22 protein-coding genes and 1 pseudogene are annotated in these 19973 nt (G+C 65.6%); 9 read left to right on the top strand and 14 right to left on the bottom strand.

Annotated elements, in window-relative coordinates; genetic code table 11:
* Positions 1–29: 29 nt before the first annotated feature.
* Complete coding sequence (locus BDK89_RS02210) at positions 30–347, bottom strand: hypothetical protein (protein WP_133867401.1); 318 nt, start codon at positions 345–347, stop codon at positions 30–32.
* A gap of 72 nt (positions 348–419) precedes the next feature.
* On the bottom strand, positions 420–1181 hold the full coding sequence (locus tag BDK89_RS02205) for a hypothetical protein (protein ID WP_133867400.1): 762 nt from the start codon (positions 1179–1181) through the stop codon (positions 420–422).
* 572 nt (positions 1182–1753) lie between these two features.
* Between BDK89_RS02205 and BDK89_RS22630 the strand changes: the two are divergent.
* Together BDK89_RS22630 and BDK89_RS02200 are read left to right on the top strand one after the other, a co-directional pair.
* Positions 1754–1957: pseudogene (locus BDK89_RS22630) on the top strand (GntR family transcriptional regulator); the annotation flags it as partial.
* Positions 1958–1966: 9 nt separating this feature from the next.
* Complete coding sequence (locus tag BDK89_RS02200) at positions 1967–2440, top strand: GntR family transcriptional regulator (protein WP_243839073.1); 474 nt, start codon at positions 1967–1969, stop codon at positions 2438–2440.
* On the opposite strand, the gene BDK89_RS02195 is transcribed toward BDK89_RS02200, so the two are convergent.
* The 7 genes from BDK89_RS02195 to BDK89_RS02165 all read right to left on the bottom strand — a co-directional run bounded on the left by BDK89_RS02195 (position 2428) and on the right by BDK89_RS02165 (position 9438).
* Positions 2428–3144, bottom strand: a complete 717-nt coding sequence (locus BDK89_RS02195; RefSeq protein ID WP_133867398.1) for a sulfite exporter TauE/SafE family protein — start codon at positions 3142–3144, stop codon at positions 2428–2430. The genes BDK89_RS02200 and BDK89_RS02195 overlap by 13 nt on opposite strands.
* 36 nt (positions 3145–3180) lie before the next feature.
* On the bottom strand, positions 3181–3915 hold the full coding sequence (locus BDK89_RS02190; protein ID WP_133867397.1) for a sulfite exporter TauE/SafE family protein: 735 nt from the start codon (positions 3913–3915) through the stop codon (positions 3181–3183).
* An 85-nt stretch (positions 3916–4000) separates the two neighbouring features.
* Positions 4001–5017, bottom strand: a complete 1017-nt coding sequence (locus tag BDK89_RS02185) for an ABC transporter ATP-binding protein (RefSeq protein WP_133870939.1) — start codon at positions 5015–5017, stop codon at positions 4001–4003.
* Positions 5007–6032: an ABC transporter ATP-binding protein gene (locus BDK89_RS02180; RefSeq protein WP_133867396.1), complete on the bottom strand. Its 1026-nt coding sequence runs from the start codon at positions 6030–6032 to the stop codon at positions 5007–5009. The genes BDK89_RS02185 and BDK89_RS02180 overlap by 11 nt, the downstream gene beginning before the upstream one ends.
* A complete protein-coding gene (locus BDK89_RS02175) occupies positions 6032–7126 on the bottom strand; it encodes an ABC transporter permease (RefSeq protein WP_133867395.1) in 1095 nt (364 codons plus the stop codon). Before BDK89_RS02175 ends, BDK89_RS02180 begins: the two co-directional genes overlap by 1 nt.
* Positions 7123–8046, bottom strand: a complete 924-nt coding sequence (locus tag BDK89_RS02170) for an ABC transporter permease (protein WP_133867394.1) — start codon at positions 8044–8046, stop codon at positions 7123–7125. Before BDK89_RS02170 ends, BDK89_RS02175 begins: the two co-directional genes overlap by 4 nt.
* A gap of 30 nt (positions 8047–8076) precedes the next feature.
* Positions 8077–9438: an ABC transporter substrate-binding protein gene (locus BDK89_RS02165; protein WP_166657318.1), complete on the bottom strand. Its 1362-nt coding sequence runs from the start codon at positions 9436–9438 to the stop codon at positions 8077–8079.
* A gap of 3 nt (positions 9439–9441) precedes the next feature.
* Between BDK89_RS02165 and BDK89_RS02160 the strand changes: the two genes are divergently transcribed.
* Positions 9442–10524: a GntR family transcriptional regulator gene (locus BDK89_RS02160; protein WP_133867392.1), complete on the top strand. Its 1083-nt coding sequence runs from the start codon at positions 9442–9444 to the stop codon at positions 10522–10524.
* Positions 10525–10529: 5 nt separating this feature from the next.
* Here BDK89_RS02160 and BDK89_RS02155 read toward each other — a convergent pair whose 3' ends face one another.
* The 4 genes from BDK89_RS02155 to BDK89_RS02140 form a co-directional block, all read right to left on the bottom strand.
* Complete coding sequence (locus BDK89_RS02155; protein WP_133867391.1) at positions 10530–11300, bottom strand: SDR family oxidoreductase; 771 nt, start codon at positions 11298–11300, stop codon at positions 10530–10532.
* A 2-nt stretch (positions 11301–11302) separates the two neighbouring features.
* Positions 11303–12691: an aldehyde dehydrogenase family protein gene (locus BDK89_RS02150; RefSeq protein ID WP_279586808.1), complete on the bottom strand. Its 1389-nt coding sequence runs from the start codon at positions 12689–12691 to the stop codon at positions 11303–11305.
* Positions 12692–12791: 100 nt separating this feature from the next.
* The gene (locus tag BDK89_RS02145) at positions 12792–13265 is read right to left on the bottom strand and encodes a GlcG/HbpS family heme-binding protein (RefSeq protein WP_133867390.1); all 474 of its coding nucleotides are present in this window, start codon (positions 13263–13265) and stop codon (positions 12792–12794) included.
* A 16-nt stretch (positions 13266–13281) separates the two neighbouring features.
* Positions 13282–14217, bottom strand: coding sequence for a hypothetical protein (locus tag BDK89_RS02140; RefSeq protein ID WP_166657317.1), 936 nt, complete (start codon positions 14215–14217; stop codon positions 13282–13284).
* 137 nt (positions 14218–14354) lie between these two features.
* On the opposite strand from BDK89_RS02140, the gene BDK89_RS02135 reads away from it, so the two are divergent.
* Together BDK89_RS02135 and BDK89_RS02130 are read left to right on the top strand one after the other, a co-directional pair.
* On the top strand, positions 14355–15248 hold the full coding sequence (locus BDK89_RS02135; protein ID WP_166657316.1) for an LLM class flavin-dependent oxidoreductase: 894 nt from the start codon (positions 14355–14357) through the stop codon (positions 15246–15248).
* Between the two features lie 3 nt (positions 15249–15251).
* Positions 15252–16406, top strand: coding sequence for an MFS transporter (locus BDK89_RS02130; protein ID WP_133867387.1), 1155 nt, complete (start codon positions 15252–15254; stop codon positions 16404–16406).
* Positions 16407–16438: 32 nt separating this feature from the next.
* Here the strand turns inward: BDK89_RS02130 and BDK89_RS02125 are convergent, their stop codons facing one another.
* Positions 16439–17893: a gamma-glutamyltransferase gene (locus BDK89_RS02125; RefSeq protein WP_133867386.1), complete on the bottom strand. Its 1455-nt coding sequence runs from the start codon at positions 17891–17893 to the stop codon at positions 16439–16441.
* Positions 17894–17995: 102 nt separating this feature from the next.
* Between BDK89_RS02125 and BDK89_RS02120 the strand changes: the two genes are divergently transcribed.
* The 4 genes from BDK89_RS02120 (at position 17996) to BDK89_RS02105 (ending at position 19952) form a co-directional block, all read left to right on the top strand.
* Entirely contained in the window at positions 17996–18760 is a 765-nt protein-coding gene (locus tag BDK89_RS02120; protein WP_133867385.1) for an iron-containing redox enzyme family protein, read from the top strand.
* Positions 18761–18824: 64 nt separating this feature from the next.
* Positions 18825–19190 carry a 2Fe-2S iron-sulfur cluster-binding protein gene (locus BDK89_RS02115; protein ID WP_166657315.1) on the top strand — a complete coding sequence of 122 codons (366 nt, stop codon included), beginning with the start codon at positions 18825–18827 and terminating at the stop codon, positions 19188–19190.
* On the top strand, positions 19187–19588 hold the full coding sequence (locus BDK89_RS02110) for a Rieske (2Fe-2S) protein (RefSeq protein ID WP_133867383.1): 402 nt from the start codon (positions 19187–19189) through the stop codon (positions 19586–19588). The genes BDK89_RS02115 and BDK89_RS02110 overlap by 4 nt, the downstream gene beginning before the upstream one ends.
* Complete coding sequence (locus BDK89_RS02105; RefSeq protein ID WP_133867382.1) at positions 19494–19952, top strand: RidA family protein; 459 nt, start codon at positions 19494–19496, stop codon at positions 19950–19952. Before BDK89_RS02110 ends, BDK89_RS02105 begins: the two co-directional genes overlap by 95 nt.
* Positions 19953–19973 lie beyond the last annotated feature (21 nt).

Below are 19973 nucleotides of genomic sequence, written 5' to 3'. Positions count from 1 at the left end.
AACGAACCCGACCGTGTCGCGACCCGCGCTCATCGACCCGGGCTCGTCGCCTCGGCCTGCTCCATGCACAGCTCGAGTCGCCCGAGAAACACCCGGTCCTCATCCGTGGACTGGACGGCATTGACGCGCTCACCTCGGAACGAGCGAAGCCGGACCTCGATGCCGTCATCGGACACGTCGTCGAGCGCCTCAGCGATACAGGCTGGATCACCGCCACCCCGCTCCGAGTAATACGAGGCGAGCTCGTCGATCCTCGCCGCCCGACTCGCCCCACCGCAGCCGCTGACGCACACCACGGCCACAGCCCAGCCGAGCGCTGCCCGGCGTTGCCGACGGATTCGACGCATCTCAAGACAACCCTTCGCAGGCGACTCGAGTTGTCAGCGGTCCCATTCACACCGATCGTATGCCCGTCGCACCTACCTGATGGGACGGCCCGGTGGCTCATCGGCCGGTCCAGCCAACAGCGGCGCGCACGCGTCTCGCGAAACGTCAACTGTTTCGGGGACCGCTGCCACCCTCACGACGGAGCGACCACCGAGCTCGTTCATGAACCGTCGAATTGCGTCTCGGTCACGGTGGGCCAAGTCGATGAACTGCAGCCGCTGCTGCGACGTCGACTCAGAGGCTGCGTACACGATGAAGCGCCGAAGTGTTGCCTCGCTCGCGGGTCCGTTGACAGCAACCAGGTAGGCAGCGAGCGACTCGTCGCCGTATCGGGACCGTAGGCCACCAGAGAGATCCTCGAGCTGGGGCCTGATGAGCTCGTTCCTGAAGACCTGGTCCTCCACCGCAACCACCAGTTCTCGGTCGAACGACCCGTCCACGACTGCTTGGGCTGCGTTGTAGTAGCGATCTGCCGATGCCACGACCACGTTCGTGTCGGCGATGACGTCGGTCGCCCAGTACCAGCCGTTCACGCAGTACGCCACGACGCCGGCATCGGCCGGAAGCGCTGCAACTCCGCCGAGCAGCCGGTCGAGGGAAACGTCGTCGACCACCGAACCGGCACCCCGCGTCACATGGAACACCTCCTGACCGTTTGAGGGTCCCGAGGTGTACTGCCACACGACCGCCCCGACGAAGAACGCAAGTGCGAGCAGCCCGACCCACAACGTTTGCCGCCCCCAGTCGAAACGGCCCTCACCACCGAGTCTCACGAGCTTCGACCTCGCTCGCACCGATCGCTCCGTTCCATCAACACGAGCCAACCTAGAGGAACTGCACGAGAGGCGCAGCTTTCCCTGCTGCGGCGTTCCGCACCGCACAGGGCCAGCTCACCGGCGACACGACCTGGAGACCCGGGAAAACGGGAAAGTCCCGGCCGCTGGGCCGGGACTTTCACTGAGTGGCGGGGGCATCACTATGTCCAGTCCGCCAGCGAGTCCCACACCGATAAAACCCCTGGTAGAAGAACCGTGTCCATGTCGATGTCCATGACGTTGGACATCCCTGAGGGGTATGTGGTCACAGATTCTCGTTGCGGAGGATCGCTGCTGGGTGGACATCGGCAGGACCGTACCGTTGGCTGTCAACTCCGGTGGGCAGCGGCGGGTGCCGTGATCCAGTCGGCCAATACTCCCGCCGCCCTCAACAAAGGACCTGGCAGGCCGCACCCGGTGGGGAGGATCGATACAAGCCTCAGCCCGGTGATGTCCAACCGCACCGTTCTCACCGAACGACGATTATCCACGCGCTCCTCCGTATACAGAGGACATAATGGGGCCATGTCGGCCATTTGTTTCACAGCGACATGAGTGTCGGGGCTCAACATCGCACGCTTCGCGAGGTCGTTGCCGACGAGATCGCAGGGCAGATCCTGCGCGGCGACCTCGAACCGGGCACCCGCCTCTACGAAGACAGGCTCGCCGAGTCGCTCGGCGTCTCGAGGAACCCCGTACGTGAAGCAATCCGTGCGCTCGAGTCGACGGGGCTCGTGACCGTGGTTCCTCGACGAGGTGCCTACGTGTCGGAGATCGACGCAGCGGATCTTCGGAATCTGCTGGAACTGCGCGCCGTACTGGAGGGTTACGCCGCGGAACTCGCAGCCGAGCGGCGCGACGACGATGTCGTCGCGCAGCTCGATCGGTGCATCAGCGCTGGCGCTGCTGCATCGAAGGCGGGCGATGTCGTCACGGCGGCCGGCCATCATCGGGAGTTCCACTTGGCGATCGAGCGAGCGTCGGGGAACTCGTACATCGCTCAGACCGTACGCCCCCTTCGGCAGCAGACCGAGTTGGTGTTCTCGGTGCTTTCGGACCACCGCAGCATGCTGAGTTGGGACGAGCACCGAAGGATTCGAGATGCCGTGGCGGAGCGCGACTCAGTCGCCGCTCGAGAGCGCGCTTTGGAGCACATGTCCGGAGTGATCGCCGATCTCGCTGAGTTCGAAGCGAAGGATCGTCGTTCGGGGGGAACGCCCGACGGTCACCACACCTGACGCACGAGGATCGACAGCGCCGAGAGCGTGGCGAAGACCAGGACGGCTTGTCGCGTGTGACCACGGTCGAGGAAGCGATTGGTCCACGAGCTGAGCACGAACCCCGAGAGGACTGCGGGCGCGAGCGCGAGTGTGACCTTGACGTGGCGCCCCTCGAACTGACCGGCGATCGCGAGTACGGCGATCGACAGCGTGGCACCGAAGGCCATGAACGCTGCAAGCGATGCACGGAGTTCGGGCCCCTCACGCCGCTGGAAGAGCAGCGCCATCGGCGGGCCGCCGACCGAGGTCGCAGTTCCCATCAGCCCTGAGAAGAATCCTGCCGTGAGCAGACTGCCTCGCGACGGCTCGACCGAGAGACCGATGACGCTCAGCACGACTGCGAGGAGGACCGATCCGGCGAAGAGTGCAGCGAGTGTCGACGTGCCGAAGGCGACGACAGCCATGGTCCCGAGAACGGTTCCGGGGATCCGTCCGCCGATCGCCCATGACACGGGCCGGACGTCGAGCGCCTTCCTCTCTCGGTATGCGACGAGATAGGTCAGCGGCGTACCGACGGCGAGTACGACCGACGGCACCAAGGTTGGGTCGATGATGACGAGCATCGGAGCACCGACGAGTCCGAGACCGAATCCGAGGGAGCCTTGAATGCACGCCCCGATGAGGAGGGCCGTCGCTGCCAGTGCGAACTCGAACGGCGTCATGTCTGGTCGCGGTCGGCGTGGGAGCAGGCGAGCATGTCAGTACAGCCCGAGTAGTCCGCCGGCAAGCACCAGCGCGGCGACGATCATGACGCCTCGGATCAGACGCTCACCTCCGGAGACCGCGACACGTGCTCCCAGCCAGCCGCCGACGGTGAAGCCGGACGCCAGCACGAGTGCAGGACCCCATGCGATCTGGCCCTGCACGATGAACACGGGGAGGGCGACGGCGGTGACTGCGAAGGTGACGATCACCTTGATGTTGTTCGCCGTCACGAGATCGAAGCCCGCACGCGTCAGAGCAGCCAGCAGAACGAGGCCGACACCGGCTTGGATCGCACCCCCATAGCAGCCGATGAAGAAGAAGACGATCGCCGTCGTGGTGGGTGACCACGGTTCGAGGTCGGTCCGGGCCTTCGGCTTCCGCACCGACAAGATGATGAGGGGCACCATCAGCAGCCCGAAGATGGTCTCGAACGCCCCGTCGGTCACCCGGCTGATGAGCAGCGAGCCAGCGAGCGACCCGCACAAGACCGGCAGCAGCACCTTGCCGGAGTGTGCAAGCCCCTGGACGCCGAGCTTGCGGAATGACGCTGCAGCGGCGAGGTTCGAGGTCAGAATGCCGACGCGGTTCGAACCGTTCGCAGCGTTGCCGGGCACCCCGGCGAGCACGAGCAGCGGGACCGTCAAGGTCGAGCCGCCGCCCGCAACGGCGTTGATGCCACCGGCGAACAATCCGCCGACGACCAGTAGCAAGGCTTCCCAGCCACTCATTCGTTGTTCTCCTCTGGGCGCGTGTGGGCGTCGACGGTGAACGTCACCGCCCGATCGAGTACGGGGGACACTGCTCGGTGGGTCGTCAGCGCACCCAGCAGGCGGCGAGATGCCCCTCGCCGCGCGACGTCAGGGGCGGGGTCTCCTCGCGGCACTTCGCTTCGACGAGCGGGCACCGTGAAGCAAATCGGCAGCCAGGCGGCGGATCCACCGGATCGGGGATCTCGCCCTCCAACACGATTCGCTGTCGCGCTCGCTGCGCCGGCGGATCGGGGATCGGAACGCTCGATAGGAGCGCCTCGGTGTAGGGGTGCACCGGTCGCTCGTAGATCGACTCGCAGTCGGCGATCTCGACCAGCTTGCCCGAGTACATGATGGCGATCCGGTGAGAGATGTGCCGAACCACCGACAGGTCGTGCGCGATGAACAGGTAGGTCAGCCCGAGCTCATCTTGAAGATCCTGGAGCAGGTTGACGACCTGGGCACGGACCGACACATCGAGCGCCGACACGGGTTCGTCGGCGACGATGAAATCGGGTTGGAGAGCCAGGGCGCGAGCGATTCCCACGCGTTGCCGTTGGCCGCCGCTGAACGCGTGTGGGTGACGATCGATGGAGTCGGAGGGAAGTCCGCATCGTTCGAGGAGCGCCGACACTCGGTCTCGGGCGTCGCCCATCTTGTTGACGATCCCATGCACCATGAGCGGCTCCGCGACGAGTTCGCCGACGGTCATCCGGGGGTTCAAGCTCGCGTACGGGTCTTGGAACACCAACTGCATGTGCCGGCGCAGGTGACGGAGCGCTTCACCGTCGGTGGTCGTGATGTCCCGACCACGGAACTTGATGGTCCCGGCTGCGGGGGTCAGACGGCGAAGAAGGGCCCGGCCCGTCGTCGTCTTTCCCGACCCGGACTCGCCGACGAGCCCGAGGGTTTCGCCCTTGGCGATGTGGAACGAGACGTCGTCGACGGCATGCACCACCTTGCGCTCACGGTGGAAGAACCCCGTGGGTGCGAGCGGGAAGTGGATGGAGAGCCGGTCGACCTCGATGATCGGCCCCGAGTCTGCTGAGGCATCGTCGAGGTGTTGCGCCTCAGGTGAGATCGATGGGGTGCCAGCAGGCAACGCTCCTCCCTTCGGAGACGTCGATCAGCTCAGGGAGCTGATCGACACAGGTGTCATCGGAGTCCGTGCACCGAGCGGCGAACGGGCATCCAGCGGGCGGCCTGACCAGATCGGGTGGTGCTCCGGGGATCGACACGAGGCGATGTTGCGCCTCGTCGAGTCGGGGAGTCGAGTTGAGCAGGCCGGCCGTGTACGGGTGGTGGGGTGAGGCGAAGATGTCATCGGCAGGCCCGACTTCTCCGATGCGACCTCCGTACATGACGGCTACCCGGTCACACATGCCGGCCACGACACCGAGGTCGTGGGTGATCAGCAGGATCGAGAGGCCGAGCTCGGATTGGAGGCGAGACAGCAGTTCGAGGATCTGCGCCTGGATGGTGACATCGAGTGCGGTCGTGGGTTCGTCGGCGACCAGTAGTTCGGGCTCACAGAGCAGCGCCATCGCGATCAGCACTCGCTGGCGCATGCCACCGGACAGCTCGCTCGGTCGTTGCTCGAGTCGCCGCTTCGGGTTCGCGATCCCGACGAGATCGAGCATCTCGAGGGCGCGCGATCGGGATTGCTTCTTGTTCATTCCGAGGTGCCGTCGGGTCACCTCGCTGAGCTGATCACCGATCGTGAAGAGCGGGTTGAGCGAGGTCATCGGGTCCTGGAAGACCATCGAAATTTCTTTGCCGCGCACCTTCTTGAGGGCGCTCGTGGTCCGGCCGTCCTTGACGAGGTAGTCGCCTTTCCACAGCACGTCCCCGCCGGTGATGAAGCCCGGTAGCTCGGTCAGCCCCATCACCGCCTGCGACGTCACCGATTTGCCGGAGCCGGACTCGCCGACGAGGCCGAGCACCTCACCGCGTCCGATGCAGAAGTTGATGTCGCGCACGGCCCGGATGACGCCGCGGCGCACGTGGAACTGCACCTCGAGGTCGGAGACCTGGAGCAGGCTGTTCCCGGGCTCGACGTTGGCCGACTCGGCCGAGAGCGAGGTAGTAGCCGACATCAGCGCGCCTCCGCGATTCGTCCGGTGGTAATGGCGTCGCGCTTGACGCGCGCCTTGTTGCGTCGCATCCGCCTTCCTGCGACGCTGGCGAAGCGCTTCTCACGTTCGGATGGGTCCGAGATGATGCGAAGCCAACTGGCGACCAGGTTGACCGACAGCACTGTCAGAGAGATGGCGAGGCCGGGCATGACGACGAGCCACCACGAGTTGAAGATCGCATCCTGTCCTGCCGCGACGTCGAGTCCCCACGACACGTCGGTGCGCTTCACCCCGACGCCGAGATAGGACAGTGCCGCCTCGGCAAGGACGATGCGGGCGAACTCGAGTACGGCGAGGGTGCTCAGCGGGGCAGCGAGATTCGGAAGGATGTGCTTGAACATCACTCGCCGTTGACGACAACCGATGATCTCCGCTGCTTCGACGTACGCCGTTTCTTTGACGGAGAGCACCACGCTTCGGCTCATCCGGGCGTAGATCATCCAGCCGTTGATCGACAACACGATGACAACCGTCTTCACACTCGGGCCGAGCAGCGAGGCGAGCAAGATGGCGATGAGCAGCCCGGGGAACGCGATCTGCGTGTCGACCGTTCGCATCACGATGCGGTCGATCCTCCCGCCCTTGTAGCCGGCGATGAGCCCGAGTGCGACGCCGACGATTCCGGCGATCGCGACGACGGAGAGGCCGACGAGCAGCGAGATCCGTGCGCCGTACATCAGCCGAGAGAGCACGTCGCGCCCGAGGCTGTCGGTACCGAGCGGGTACTCCCACGACCCGCCGTCCATGAATCCGGGAGGTGCCAGCCTGTTGACGAGGTTCTGGTCGTGGGGGTCGTGGGGAGCGAGGAGCGGTGCGAAGACAGCGACGAAGACCAGGACGATGAGGAAGATGGCGCCGAAGAAGCCCGCTTTGTCGTGCCAGAGCTCGCTCGTCAGTCGCTTGATGCGGACCACGCGCCCGGCGCGGTCGTGGTGGGTGAGCCCGGTGTGGGCAGTCTCGTCGCCGGCGACCGACTCGAGGTCGTGATGCTCGGGCGACGTGATCTCGCGCTCGTTCGCAGCGCCGGCGTCGGGACGCGGATTGGAGATGGTCATGACAGTGTGATCCTCGGATCGATCCACTTGTAGAGAATGTCGACGATGACGTTGACCACGACCACGAGCACCGATGCGACGAGCACGATCGTGGAGAGGAGGAAGAGGTCGCGCCGCGTGATCGCCTCGAGGGCGAACAGCCCGAAGCCGGGCCACGCGAAGACTTTCTCCACGACGACCGTGAAGCCGGCGAGCGCTCGGGTGATCTCCCAGCCCGACATGGTCAGTACCTGAATGCCGGCGTTGCGGAGGGCGTGCTTCGCGACGACCGACTTGCGAGCCATACCTTTGGCGCGAGCAGCTTTCACGTACTGGCTGTTCAGTTCGTCGATCATGGCGGATCGCACCACCATCGTCAGCCGGCCGAGTGCGGGCAAGGCCAGTGCGATCGCCGGCAGGATGAGATGCTCGAGTCCGCCGTAGCCGCCGACGGGAAGCCATTGCAGTTGAACGGCGAAGATGATGATCAGCATCAGTCCCACGAAGAACTGCGGCATGGACAGACCAGCAAGGCTGAGCGTCACCAGCGTGCGATCGAGCACGCTGCCGGGCTTGAGCGCGGCGAACATCCCGAGCGGTAGCGCCAGGGCGATGGCGAGAAACATTCCGGCGCCCACGAGGAGGAGCGTCTTGGGCAACGTCTGAGCCACGATGTCCATCGTCGACCGCCCGGGCTGCCAGAGCGACTCTCCGAAGTCTCCTCGAAGCAGGTCGCCCATGTAGGCGACGAACTGCTCGGGGATGGACCGGTCGAAACCGAGTTCGGCTTCTCGGGCCGCTCGTTCGGCTTCGGTGGCCTCGAGAGGAAGGATGAAGTCGACGGGGTCGGTGAACCATCGTGTCAGCAAGAACACGACCACCGTCGCCGCGAATACGACGAACAGGCCTTGACCGATCCGTCTGAGTGCGTACATCCCCATCGCTTCGTCCTTCCCCTTGAGTCCTGGCGATCAGCCGGAGACTGCCATCTCCTTGAGCAGGATCTTCGAGTCGACGCGCGGCGTCCACTCCATTCGCTCGCTCAAGCCATAGATGTCCTGGTTGTTGATGAGCCAGACGAAGTACGCCTGGTCGTAGGCCACGGCGACTGCCTGCTGGTAGATCGACTCGCGCTCGGCCTCGTCGAGGGTCGAGCGACCTTGATCGATCAGTTCTGCGAGATCGGCATCGCTGTTCGAGCTACCGATGCCGCCGGCCTGGTAGTAGGTGCTCAGCTGACGATCGGCGTCCAAGATGTCGTTCGAGCTGGAGACGAAGATCGCGTCGGCGCGGGAGTCGCGATCGAACAAGACATCGAGGTACTCGCCGAACTCGGGCAGCTGCAGGTCGACGGTCAGCCCGGCGTCCTCCCAGTAGCCGGCCACTGCTTGGAGCAGCTCGGCGTCGAGCAACCAGCGGCCGCTGGATTCGCCGACCAGGGTGATCGTCTCCCCGGCTACGCCGGCGTCCTGAATCAGCTGCTGTGCTTGATCCGGGTCGTAGGGATACGCCTCGAGGTCGGGGTTGAAGCCGAGAATCGACTCACTCAGCAACTGACCGGGATCGACGGCGGCGAAACCTCCGAACAGGCTCTCGGCAATCGCTTCCTTGTCGACCGCGAGATTGAGGGCGGTGCGCACGTTGACATCTGCGGTGATGCCTTCGTCGGCATCGAGGATGATGATCGGATGTTCCTGGCCCTGAACGGCTGCGACTTGCGGCGCTTGGCCGACGTCGGCGGGACTGAGGTTGGTGATGAGGTCGTAGTCGCCGGAGAGCAAGCCGGCAAACCGGCTGCCCGACTCACTGACGAAGGTGTACTTCGCCTCGGCGACGCTCGGCGTGTCGCCCCAGTAGTTTCCGCTGGCGACCAGGTCGACGCGCTCACCACGAACCCATTCGACGAACTCGTACGGGCCGGTGCCGACGACGGTGTCGCTCAAGTCGTCGCTCTCGGCGGACGACGGCGGAATCATCTTGAGCCACGTCATCCGTGCGGGGAGCACGCCGTCGGGCTCTGCGGTGGTGATGTTGACCGTCGTTGCGTCGACTGCTTCGGCACCGGTGATGATCGAGTAGTAGCCGTCGAGGTCGGTCACGCCGTCACCGATCAGGCGGAGCATCCGTTCTACCGACGCGACCACCGAGTCGGCGTTGAACTCTTCCCCGTTGTGGAACACCACACCTTCGTTGAGAGTGAACTGCCATGTGGTTTCGTCGACCTGGGTCGGGAGCGCCGAGGCGAGACCTGGAATGATTTCGCCGTCGGGCGTGCGGGTCAGCAGGGACTCGTAGACGTTGTCGTTGATCGCCCGTTCGCTGCCGTCCTCCACCAGATGAGGGTCGAGGCTGGTCGGCTCGGAGCCGAGGGCGATAACCACTGCTGCGCCGTCGACGGGCGCATCGTCGGCGGCGTCGCTGGCGCTCGTGCCACCGTCGTCCGTCTCTGCGGCGTCGTCTCCGGAACCGGCCTCCGTGTCGGCAGGCGCGTCGTCGGCACCGTCATCGTCGTCGCTTCCGCCGCACGCTACTGCGACGAGCGAGAGCGACAATGCCAGGGCAACTGCCCGAGTTCGCTTCTTCACTTCATCCCCCTTTTGGATGCTCGGTCGGCTCGGATCGCCTTCCGGTTGCATGATGTATACAATGAGCACGACTGCTCGGTCAAGCTCCGACTCGAGAACGGCCTGTTAACAGGGAGTTCGTTCGGCCTCGGCTTGGCGTCAACCGGCGAGTCGAGAAAGGTCGAACTGATGTCAGAAGCCAACCCCCCATCGATCGGAGCGAGTCACACCCCGTTGCGTCAAGCTGTAACCGACGCGATCCGCGACCGCATCATCGAAGGCACGTACCCTCAGGCGAGTCGGTTGTACGAGGAGACGATCGCCGCTGAGCTGGGTGTCTCGCGAAACCCGATCCGGGAGGCGTTCCAGACGCTCTCGGCGGAGGGTTTCGTTCACATCGAGCCCCGACGCGGCGCCCGAGTCGCTGTCATCGACACCAAGCGTGCCGCAGAGATCTTCGCGGTTCGGTGTGCCCTCGAGGGGCTGGTGGCCGAGCTCGCAGCCGCCAATGCCACTCCGACGACGTCAGGACAACTCGGACAGATCGTCGCCGATGGCACGGCGGCCATTGTCGACGGTGACCTCAGTGACCTCCCAAAGCTCAACACGCAGTTCCACGAACACCTGGCGGCAATGGCGGACAACGCCCTGTTGACGTCGATGATTCGCCAGCTGTCCGACATCGTTCGTTGGATCTACGCCGAGCGACTGGAATCGCGCGTCCGTCAGTCGTGGAGCGAACACGCCGACCTCGCTTCGGCGATCGAGGCTGGTGACCGGGCGAGAGCGCACGACATCGCCGTTCGCCATATCGAAGCCGCTCGAGTGGCATTTCTCGGTCCGGACGCGGGCTGACGCGTTCAGAAGCCTCGAATCGCGCCCCCGTCGACGCGGATCGCACTTCCCGTCACGAAGCTCGATCGAGCGCCACAGAGAAACGTGACGACATCGGCGAGTTCATCCGCTCGCCCGACGCGTCCGAGCGGGATCGCTTCGATGTGCTCAGCACGCACTTCGTGGACATCGCGCCCCTCGGCGCGTGCACGGGCGTGTTCGAACCGTTCGAGCGCACCGGTGTCGAACTGGCCGGTGACGACCACGTTCACGTTGACGTGCGGAGCGAGATCGAGTGCCAGCGAGCGCGCTGCAGCGGCAGCTCCGGACCTGAAGACGGACGACAACGCCAGGTCGGTGGTTGCCTCGGCGACCGACCTGGCCGTCAGGACGACCAGACGGGCCTGATCGGAGCGTCGGAGGTGTCGAGCGGCCGCGCGCCCCCCTTCGAGTATCGGCCGCAACATGGATCGGTAGGCGGCATCGTCGTCGGCGGCGGATTTGTCGAGCAGGCTGCCCGCACCCCCTCCACCCGTGTTGAGGACGACGATGTCCAATCCGCCGAGTCGCTCTGCTGCGTCGTCGACCAGCGATTCGGTCGCGCCGGGCTCGGTCATGTCTCCCGCGAGCGCCGCCTCGGCGCCGCACTGCCGGCGGGCGTGTTCGGCCCGATCCGCGTCGCGACTCGTGACGACGACACGGGCGCCTTCGGCAACGAGTGTCGCCGCGGTTGCGTGGCCGAGACCACTCGACGATCCGAGCACGATCGCTCGGCGGCCCTTCAGACCGAGGTCCATGATCAGCCTCCCAGGAAGACGGTACGGAGCGACGTGTAGAAGTCCATGACCGTCGGCCCGAGCTGCTCTCGGTGCGTCCCGGTACCGGACATCTTGATGCCACCAAAGGGGGCGTTGAACGCTGCGCCGACAGTCGGGCGGTTGACACGAACCGTGCCGGCTTCGATTCGGCGACTGAATTCATGGGCAGCAGCGATGTCACGTGTGCAAATGGCCGATGTCAGTCCGTACCGGTTGTCGTTCGCGAGCGCGATGGCGTGTTCGAGCCCGTCGACGCGCTCGAACCCGACAACCGGGCCGAAGACTTCGTCATGGACGAGTGCCATGGTCGGGTCCACGTCGACCACGATGGTGGGTGGCATGAACCAACCGTGTTCGAGTCCGTTGTCGGTCACTCTGCGGCCGCCCGTAGCGACGCTCGCTCCTGCGGCTACTGCGTCCGAGACCGATCGGCTGACGTCGATGAGAGAGCGCTCGTCGACGAGCGGGCCCATGGTCACGCCTTCGGTACGGCCGTCGCCCAACTGATGCGCTTCAGCGCGGGCAACGACGCGTTCGAGCAGCTCGTCGAAGATCTCGGTGGCCACGAGAACCCGACCGGCGGCCGTGCAAGCCTGCCCCGACATGGTGAAGCTCGATCGCGCAACGACATCGGCGGCTGCGTCCAGGTCGGCGTCGGCGAGCACGACGACCGGGTTGTTTCCGCCGAGTTCGAGTTGCACTCGACGGTCGAGGCCCATGGCAGCGTGGATCCGCTGTCCGGTGGCGGTCGAGCCGGTGAACGTGACCGCGTCGACGCGCTGGTCTGCGACGAGCGCCGCGCCGGCCGAGTGCCCGTGGATCGTGTTCACGACCCCGGGTGGGAAGCCAGCCTCGTGGAACGCGGCGCCGAGTCGTTCACCGACTCGGGGCGTCATCGGGGATGGTTTGAAGACGACGGTGTTGCCGGCAGCGAGGGCGGGACCGATCTTGCGGCTTGCGAGGTTCAGCGGGAAGTTCCAGGGGGTGATGACTCCGACGACCCCGACCGGCTCACGCGTGGAGTAGACCGTGGCGCCACTGTCGTCCGACGGGTACGTGGCACCGGTGAGTCGTACCGCTTCGGCGGCGTACAACTCGAGGTTCTTCGGTGCTCGCCCTGCCTCCATTCGGGCGGCGCCGATCGGCTTGCCCATCTCCTGCACGATTTCGACAGCAATGTCATCGGCTTGGTCAGCGAGAACCGACGCTGCCTTTTCGAGCAAGGAGGCGCGTCGTGATGGTGGCATCGCGGCCCACTCCGGGGCAGCGTCTCGCGCTGCCGTCACGGCGTCGGCGACGTCTGTGCTGGTTGACTCCGGCATCGTGCTGACGAGTCGCCGGCTGTCGGCTGGGTCATGTCGCTCGAGCACTGCGCCGTCGCTCGATGGGCGCCGCTCTCCGGCGATGAGGTTCTGGACCTTGTGGATCACGGAAATGTCCTCTCGAGGGTGTTGACGGTGTTGGTCGGGCTCACTCGACGGGAGGCGCTTGCCAGTTGTCCCACTTCGAGAAGTCGGCAGTCAGGCCGAGCGACTCGTGGAGTGCTTCGATCGCCGCCTTGCAGCACGCGATGTCGTCGGCGGTGTGACCGCCGCTGACTCCTACGCCGCCAACGACTTGTCCTTCGACCTCGATCGGCCAACCGCCGACGAAGATCGTGAATCGACCGCCGTGCATGTTCATGATGCCGAAGGCCTCTTGATTCGGCTGGGCATTGGTGTATGTGTGTGTCGGGCGGCGATGGCACGCTGCGGTGAACGCCTTGTCGATGGCGATCTGCACGCTGGTCGGCTTCCCTCCGTCGAGTCGCCGGACGGCGAGGGGCCAGCCGCCTGCGTCCGAGATGCAGAGTGTTTCGGGCACACCGCGTTCTTCGGCGACCTTCTGGGCTGCGTCGAGCATCAGGTTGGCTTCGGCAAGGGTGAGTTGCTTGACATCGATCACGATGCACTCCTTGGTTTCAGTGGGTTGGCTTGTTGGGCGACGTGGGGTCGCCGTCGGACTCGGTGAAGGCGTGCCATGCAAGTGCCGCGGCGGCGATGTCTTGGGCCGCGACGCCCTGGCTCTCGAACACGACCGGGGCTCCGGGACGTGCTCGCTCGACGTGAGCGGCGCCGGCGAGGAGGTCCGCCAGACCGAGTAGGCGGTCCCACGAGAAGGTGCGAGCAGCGACGGCATGGATCAGGTCGCCACATTCGCTTCGCGCCCCGTCAGGCGAGTCGGTCAGCACAGCGGCGGCTCGGCCGAAGAGATCGGGTGGCAGTTCACAACGGCGGGCCTTGGTGGCACCGATGCCGCAGACCAACGCATTCGATGCGATCGCAGCATCGTCGACGATCGGCTGATCTGCCGACGTCACCGTGATGACCACGTCGGCGTCGTGCACGGCGTCGCTCGACGTCTGCGCCGCCGTCACATCGATGCCGCGCTCCGCGCACTGGTTGGCGAGGTCGACAGCCTTCGCAGGGTTCCTCCCCCACAGTCGGATGCTCTCGAAGGTGCTCCGCCGCGACAGCATGTCGATGTGTGGGATCGCCTCCCGCCCAGTGCCGAGGACGGCGGCGACAGCTGATTTCTCAGGTGCGAGACGGTCGACGACGATGCCCGTCAGAGCGGCGGTTCGCACCTCGGTGAGCGCGCTGCCGTCGAGTGTGCAGAGCACGTGACCATCCAGGTCGAACAACACGACGACGAACGTGAAGCGTCCGTCGACGGTCGAGTAGACCTTTCCGCCACTGACGCCGAGTGATGGGATCGCTGCCGCCATCGCCGATGCCATTGCTCCATCCGCCTCTGCGCGCACACGGACCGTCGAGGCGGCCGAGCCGTGACCGAGTTCGGCGAACACCGTTGACATCGCTGCCTCGACCGCTGAGGCGTCGAGGAGTCGATTCACGGTGTGGTCGTCGAGGTGCGGCGTAGCGATGGGAATGCTCCGGAGGGTGGGATCAGCTGGTCTGGTCGTGGCGTGCGGTCGCCAGGGCCAGAGTTGCATACAGTATGCGAACGAGTCAAGATCACTACGGAGACACGATGCGTTTCGGAGTACAGACAGCACTGCAGAACACCCGACCGAACGAACTCATCCCGCTGTGGAGACGTTTGGAGGAGCTCGGCTACGACTGGATCTCTGTCTGGGATCACTTCCACGCCGTCGGCGGCGGCACCGACAATCTCGAGGCGATGACGATGCACACCGCGCTCGCACTGTGCACCGAACGTGTCCGTGTTGGCGGGTTGGTGTACTCGGTGAACTATCGGCCGCTCGCGGTGCTCGCGAACGGCATCGCCGCGATCGACCACCTGAGCAACGGTCGCGCCACGCTGGGCCTGGGCGCCGGATACATGCAGTCCGAGTACGACGCCTGGGGATACGACTTTCCGCCCCCACGGGATCGCCTCGACCTGCTCGAGGATTCACTCTCGGGGCTCCGCAGGCTGTTCGCTGGAGAAGCAGTGACCGAGCACCGACGGCATCTTCGGCTCGAGGGCGCCGTGTGCGATCCGACGCCCGTACAGGAACGACTTCCGATCTGGATCGGAGGGGGAGGCGAGCAGCGCACCATCCCCATGGCCGCACGCCTCGCAGACGGCTGGAACGTACCGATGGCATCCCTGTCGGACTTCGACCGGAAGGTTCGGGTCCTCGATCACCACATCGAACTGGCGGGACGAGACCGACGAGCAGTCGAGCGAAGCGTCGGGCTCGGGCTGTGCTGGGATCGCAGCCTGCTGGTCGAACGTTTCGGAGACCGAGCGGCCTCACTCGAACCGATGATTCTCGGCGGTTCGACGGGAGAGGTCACCGAACGAGTCGCGACGTACCGAGACGCGGGAGCCGACTGGCTGTTCGTCTCGATCCGAGCGCCGTTCGACCTGGAGGAACTCGAACGATTCGCCGAGGAAGTCGTTCCGGAGTTCCGGTAGGCCGTGACCGCTCACCCGACGTCCACGCAGAACGACCCCGACCAACGGACTCGTTGGTGGCCGTTCTGGGCGGTGTGCATCGGGTACCTCGCAACGACGACCTCCGAATCGCTCCTCGCCCCCATCTACCCGCTGGTTGCTCCGGACCTCGGTTTGGAGGTTGCCGACGCTGGCCCGTCCTTTGCGCTCCTCGCGTTCTCGATCGCGGTTGCGAACCTCGTCGGCGGCGTCTCGCTTCGACGGTTCAGGAGCAACCAGGTGCTCGCTGGTGCACTTGCGTTCGCGGCGGCGGGCAGTGCCGTCGCAGGCATGGCGTCTTCGAACGCGGCGTTCCTCACCGGTCAGGTTCTCATCGGCACGGGCGCCGGGCTCTTGTATCCCGCAGCGATCATGTCGATCGGCCACTTCGCCGGCCCTGGACGTCGGGGTTTCGCGATGGGTGTGTTCGGTGTCTTCTTCTCCGGTGGTCTGACTCTGGCGGCGGCGCTCGCTGCCCTCGGGTCCGCCTTCGACTGGCGACTCAGCTTCGTTGTCGGCGTCTTGCTCGCCACCGTTGCGCTCGGCGGAGTTGCGACGCTTCGGGATTGTCCGAAGAGCGACACCGCTGGAACGATGTTCGCCGGCCTTCGCTCGGTGCTCGGCGTCCCATCGCTCGTCGGTATCGTCGGAGGGGTTTCGCAATACGCGACGGTGTCCTTCCTCCCGTTGTTCGCCGTCGAGATCTGGGGGTGGTCGGACGCCTCGGCGGCGGTGGTTCTCGCTGTCGGACGCGTGCTCTCGGTCCCGAGCAAGCTCGTCGCCGGCGCACTGGCCGATCGTTCCGGTCCGGAACGATCGGCCGCCTGGACCGCGGCGGCGCTGGTCGCAGCGGGCCTCGCGTGGACGCTCGTCCCACTGGAGCCCGTGTCGGTGACCGGTGCGGTCGTCTTTGCAGCCGGGGTCAGCGCATTGTTCCCACTCGCCAACCTGCTCGCTCTCGAGCGCGTCGGTCGAAGCGGTGGTGCTCTTGGGGCGTTTCGTTCCCTTCAGCTGGCGGCAGGCGCGGGCGCCGGGCTGGCATTGGGGGCGTCCGCCCATGCGTTCGGGCTCCACGCAACCGTGGCGTTGGCGACGGTAGTACCCGCTTTGATCGTGGTCGGGCTTCCTCGACGTCGATAGCACTTCGCAGCCCGGCGTGCTGGCCCGTGATCTCAGATGGGGACGACAGCCCCAACGGTGCGAGGGTCAGCGACGGCGAATCGGCGGTCGCCGAAGTCGGCCACGATCTGCATCGCGGAGCGCAAACCCCACCGTTCGCAGTGCGACGCCTCGGGGACTCGAGCGATCAGGCTGGCAAGTTCGTGATCGGTGAAGCCGTCCTCGATCGTGATCGTGCCGGTCGGTTCGAGCTGCCATCTAGGCGCGACGACTGCGTCGGCAAGGTACGTCGGTTCGAGCTGGTGGCGGTGCGCTACCCGAGCGATGGTTTGCGCGTTCCACGGCATCTGGTTCGCGCCACCGGGAGTTGCCCCGAGCACACGTGTTCCCGATCGGTGCCGCCAACCCCACGCATGCAGCGTGGTGGCCGGCCGGCGGCCCGGAGCCGGGTAGTTGGGGTGGGCCGGATCAGCGCTGAAGCCTCGGCCCGCTCGATTCGCGAGAATCAAGTCGAACTCGTCGACGATCAGCCCACTCCCGAACCGGGGATACGAGTTCGAGTGCACGACGACGACCATGGTGCCGTCATCGTCGACGGCGCCGACCATCGAAGTGCCGGAAGGGTCCGCCAGCTCGGCCAACCGTCGCCTGGCCGCCTCCCGAACAGCGACGAATACTTCGGCAGGATCCGCACGGGACCCCCATCGGGCCATCGCATCGAGCAGTGACGGGCCGTGGGTCGGCGCCGGGGTCGCCCACCACTCCCCTTCCGCACCGCCATGAGCGTCGATCCACTCGGCCCTGGAGTGCCTGAAGTCGCTCGAGGTCAAAATTCCGCCCGATGCTTGAACACGGGAGACGATCGCTTGGCCGACGGGACCGTGCAGGAAGTCGGCCCCGTCGTCCACGAGACGCTGCAGTGCTCGACCCAAGCCCGGCAGACGGGTCACAGCACCTGGCGCGATGGGGCCCCCGTCCGGGTAATAGACGGTCCCCGACGGCTGGTGAGTTCGTACGAGTTCGGCCGACTCTTCCGCAAGGACCGTGCAGATACGAGACCAACAGAATCCCTCGTCGGCCAGTTCGATCGCTGGCGCCGCAGCTGCCGCCAGTCCGCGCCGACCACGCTCTGCGAGTGCCTGGTAGCCGGCCGGGGCGCCCGGCACGCCGACCGACAACGGGCCGGTATCCCCGAGCGACCGGTCGCGGAGAGCATCTGCGAGTGCGTCCGGCGCACCTCCGATTGCGAGCAGCGCTTCGGGTGAGGGGTCGTCCTGGCGCCATGCGAGGGCGATGAGATCCCCTGCGAGGCCACACTTCGGGGGCAACAACACGGTCTCGGCCAGTGCCGCTGTGAGGACCGCGTCGTATGCGTTTCCTCCGTTCGCCATCGCAGCGGCGCCGAGCCGCGCCGCAACCGGAGCGGCTGCCGCGACGACAGCCGTCGGGCTCAATGCCGTGCACTGCTCTGCCATGATCGGGCGGGGCCCGGCGGGTCGTGTCGTCATCGCCTTGTTGTCCTCCTTGACATCCGGCTCTAATGTATACAGAATACGAACCGTCCGTCGAGGGGCGACGGATCACCCGGTCGACACGACAAGGAGCCTCACATGACCGAACTGCTGAACGAACAGGATTTCCGAGCCGCCCTCGAGGGCGCAATGGCTGGCCGCCAGGCCAAGGACGCATCCTTCTCACTCGCTTGGGCGTCGGGCAAGCTCGAACGCAAGCACTTCGCCCGCTGGGCAGAAAACCACTACCACTATGTGGGCCCGTTCGCCGACTACCTCGCCTACATCTACGCGAACACGCCCGACACAGCGACCGACGCAAAAGACTTCCTGCTCATGAACATGTGGGAAGAGGAGATCGGCGACGTCCGCCACACCGACCTGCTGATCCGTTTCGCCGAAGCGTGCGGAACCACGAAAGAAGCGATCGAGGACCCGTCCAACATCACCGCCGCAACCCGCGGACTGCAGGCGTGGTGCTATGCGATGTCGATGCGTGAGCATTTCGCAGTCGCAACGGCGGCCCTCGTCGTCGGGCTGGAGTCGCAAGTTCCGAGCATCTACCGCAAGCAGCTTCCTCCCCTGCTCGACCCCGACAAGTACGGCTTCACCGAGGACGAGGCCGAGTTCTTCGACCTGCACATCACCTCGGATGAGATCCACGGCGAGCGCGGCTTCCAGATCGTCCTCAAGTACGCCGACACGCCTGAACTCCAACAGCGTTGCATCGACGTAACTCGCGATGGTGCCGACATGCGGTTCGCCTACACCAAGGCGCTCTATGACACCTACGTCGCCGAGGATCTCGGCGACTGGCAGCAAGCGAGTGAGGAGTCGGAGTCCAAGGTCGACGTCGGCGTCTGAGCCGCCCGGCCTGACAACACCGAACCCCGCCCCGACCACCCACCAAGAGACGAGGCAACGCACCGTGCCAAAGATTCGATTCGAGACGAGCGACCGTGAAGTCGAGTTCGAGGAAGGCGACGACGTCAACGTGTTGCGGGTCGCAATCCGAAACGACTGCGGAGTGCCTTGGAAGTGCGCATCTGGGCTCTGTGGAACCGACCGGATCACCGTCGTCGAGGGGCTCGAGAACTTCGAGCCTCCTCGGCGACGGGAGCGGGAGCGACTTGGCGACCTCGTCGACCAAGGTGTCCGCCTGGCCTGTCAGTCCTACGTGACGGGCGACGTCACCGTCGTGTGGGATCCGGATCAACAGGGGATCGACGAGGACTCCAAAGCCGGCAAGCGGCTGAAAGCTCAGTGGCTCGACGCAGAGGACGGCGCGCGATGACGAAGCCGGACGCCGACTCGACCGTGCCGCCTCGCTGGCTCGAAGTGGCGTCGACCGCCGAGATCCAACGAAGGAAGATGATCGTGGTCGACGCCGGCGAGCTCGACATCGTCGTCGGTTGGCACGAAGACCGTCCGTATGCGATGGCGAACATCTGCGTCCACCGCGATCGAGAGCTCGCACGCGGCATGATCTTCCAGGACCGCCTCGTCTGCCCCGGACACCAATGGGCGTTCGACATCGACAACGGCTACTGCCGAGAGCGCGACCGTTGGCAACCCATCTACCGGACCGAACTCAGGGATGACATGGTGTACGTCGACGCATCTGCGCCCATCAGCATCTCCAGCGAGACCGCCGTCGCAGCGCCGAGGTCGGCGAGTGAGTCGGCCACCTGAAACCGACCTTCCGCGGCTGCTCGGCCCGTACTCTCCGTGCGCCGCCGGGTCTGGGCTGCTGTTCCTCTCCGGTCAAGTCGCCAAGCGGCCGGGCTCGGTAGCGGTGGTGGGTTCTGTGGCCGAGCAGACGACACAGTGTCTCGACAATCTGTTCGCCGTGCTCGCCCACGAGGGACTCGGACCTCGCCACCTCCTGAAGTGCAACGTGTACCTCGTCGACATGCACGACTTCAGCGAGATGAACACCGCCTACGACACAGCTCTTCACCCGTGGCGACCCGCTCGCACCACCGTCCAGGTGGCCGCGCTTCCGCAACGAGCAGCCGTCGAGATCGAAGCAATCGCGTCGCTCGACGTGGACTGACGACCGCGCTCCCAAGGGCCC

Origin of the sequence: Ilumatobacter fluminis, from assembly GCF_004364865.1 — a bacterium.
Taxonomy (GTDB): Bacteria; Actinomycetota; Acidimicrobiia; order Acidimicrobiales; family Ilumatobacteraceae; genus Ilumatobacter; species Ilumatobacter fluminis.
The sequence above is the reverse complement of the archived record's forward strand: the minus strand, read 5'-3'. Positions and strand labels throughout refer to the sequence as shown.

What these genes read in the sequence shown, in the direction of transcription:
- BDK89_RS02195 (WP_133867398.1), bottom strand. Translation starts at nt 3,144, where the DNA reads ATGACGCCGTTCGAGTTCGCACTGGCAGCGACGGCCCTCCTCATCGGG.
- BDK89_RS02135 (WP_166657316.1), top strand. Translation starts at nt 14,355, where the DNA reads ATGCGTTTCGGAGTACAGACAGCACTGCAGAACACCCGACCGAACGAA.
- BDK89_RS02175 (WP_133867395.1), bottom strand. Translation starts at nt 7,126, where the DNA reads ATGACCATCTCCAATCCGCGTCCCGACGCCGGCGCTGCGAACGAGCGC.
- BDK89_RS02125 (WP_133867386.1), bottom strand. Translation starts at nt 17,893, where the DNA reads ATGACGACACGACCCGCCGGGCCCCGCCCGATCATGGCAGAGCAGTGC.
- BDK89_RS02160 (WP_133867392.1), top strand. Translation starts at nt 9,442, where the DNA reads ATGAGGGTCGAGGCTGGTCGGCTCGGAGCCGAGGGCGATAACCACTGC.
- BDK89_RS02105 (WP_133867382.1), top strand. Translation starts at nt 19,494, where the DNA reads ATGACATGGTGTACGTCGACGCATCTGCGCCCATCAGCATCTCCAGCG.
- BDK89_RS02180 (WP_133867396.1), bottom strand. Translation starts at nt 6,032, where the DNA reads ATGTCGGCTACTACCTCGCTCTCGGCCGAGTCGGCCAACGTCGAGCCC.
- BDK89_RS02170 (WP_133867394.1), bottom strand. Translation starts at nt 8,046, where the DNA reads ATGGGGATGTACGCACTCAGACGGATCGGTCAAGGCCTGTTCGTCGTA.
- BDK89_RS02190 (WP_133867397.1), bottom strand. Translation starts at nt 3,915, where the DNA reads ATGAGTGGCTGGGAAGCCTTGCTACTGGTCGTCGGCGGATTGTTCGCC.
- BDK89_RS02120 (WP_133867385.1), top strand. Translation starts at nt 17,996, where the DNA reads ATGACCGAACTGCTGAACGAACAGGATTTCCGAGCCGCCCTCGAGGGC.
- BDK89_RS02110 (WP_133867383.1), top strand. Translation starts at nt 19,187, where the DNA reads ATGACGAAGCCGGACGCCGACTCGACCGTGCCGCCTCGCTGGCTCGAA.
- BDK89_RS02155 (WP_133867391.1), bottom strand. Translation starts at nt 11,300, where the DNA reads ATGGACCTCGGTCTGAAGGGCCGCCGAGCGATCGTGCTCGGATCGTCG.
- BDK89_RS02210 (WP_133867401.1), bottom strand. Translation starts at nt 347, where the DNA reads ATGCGTCGAATCCGTCGGCAACGCCGGGCAGCGCTCGGCTGGGCTGTG.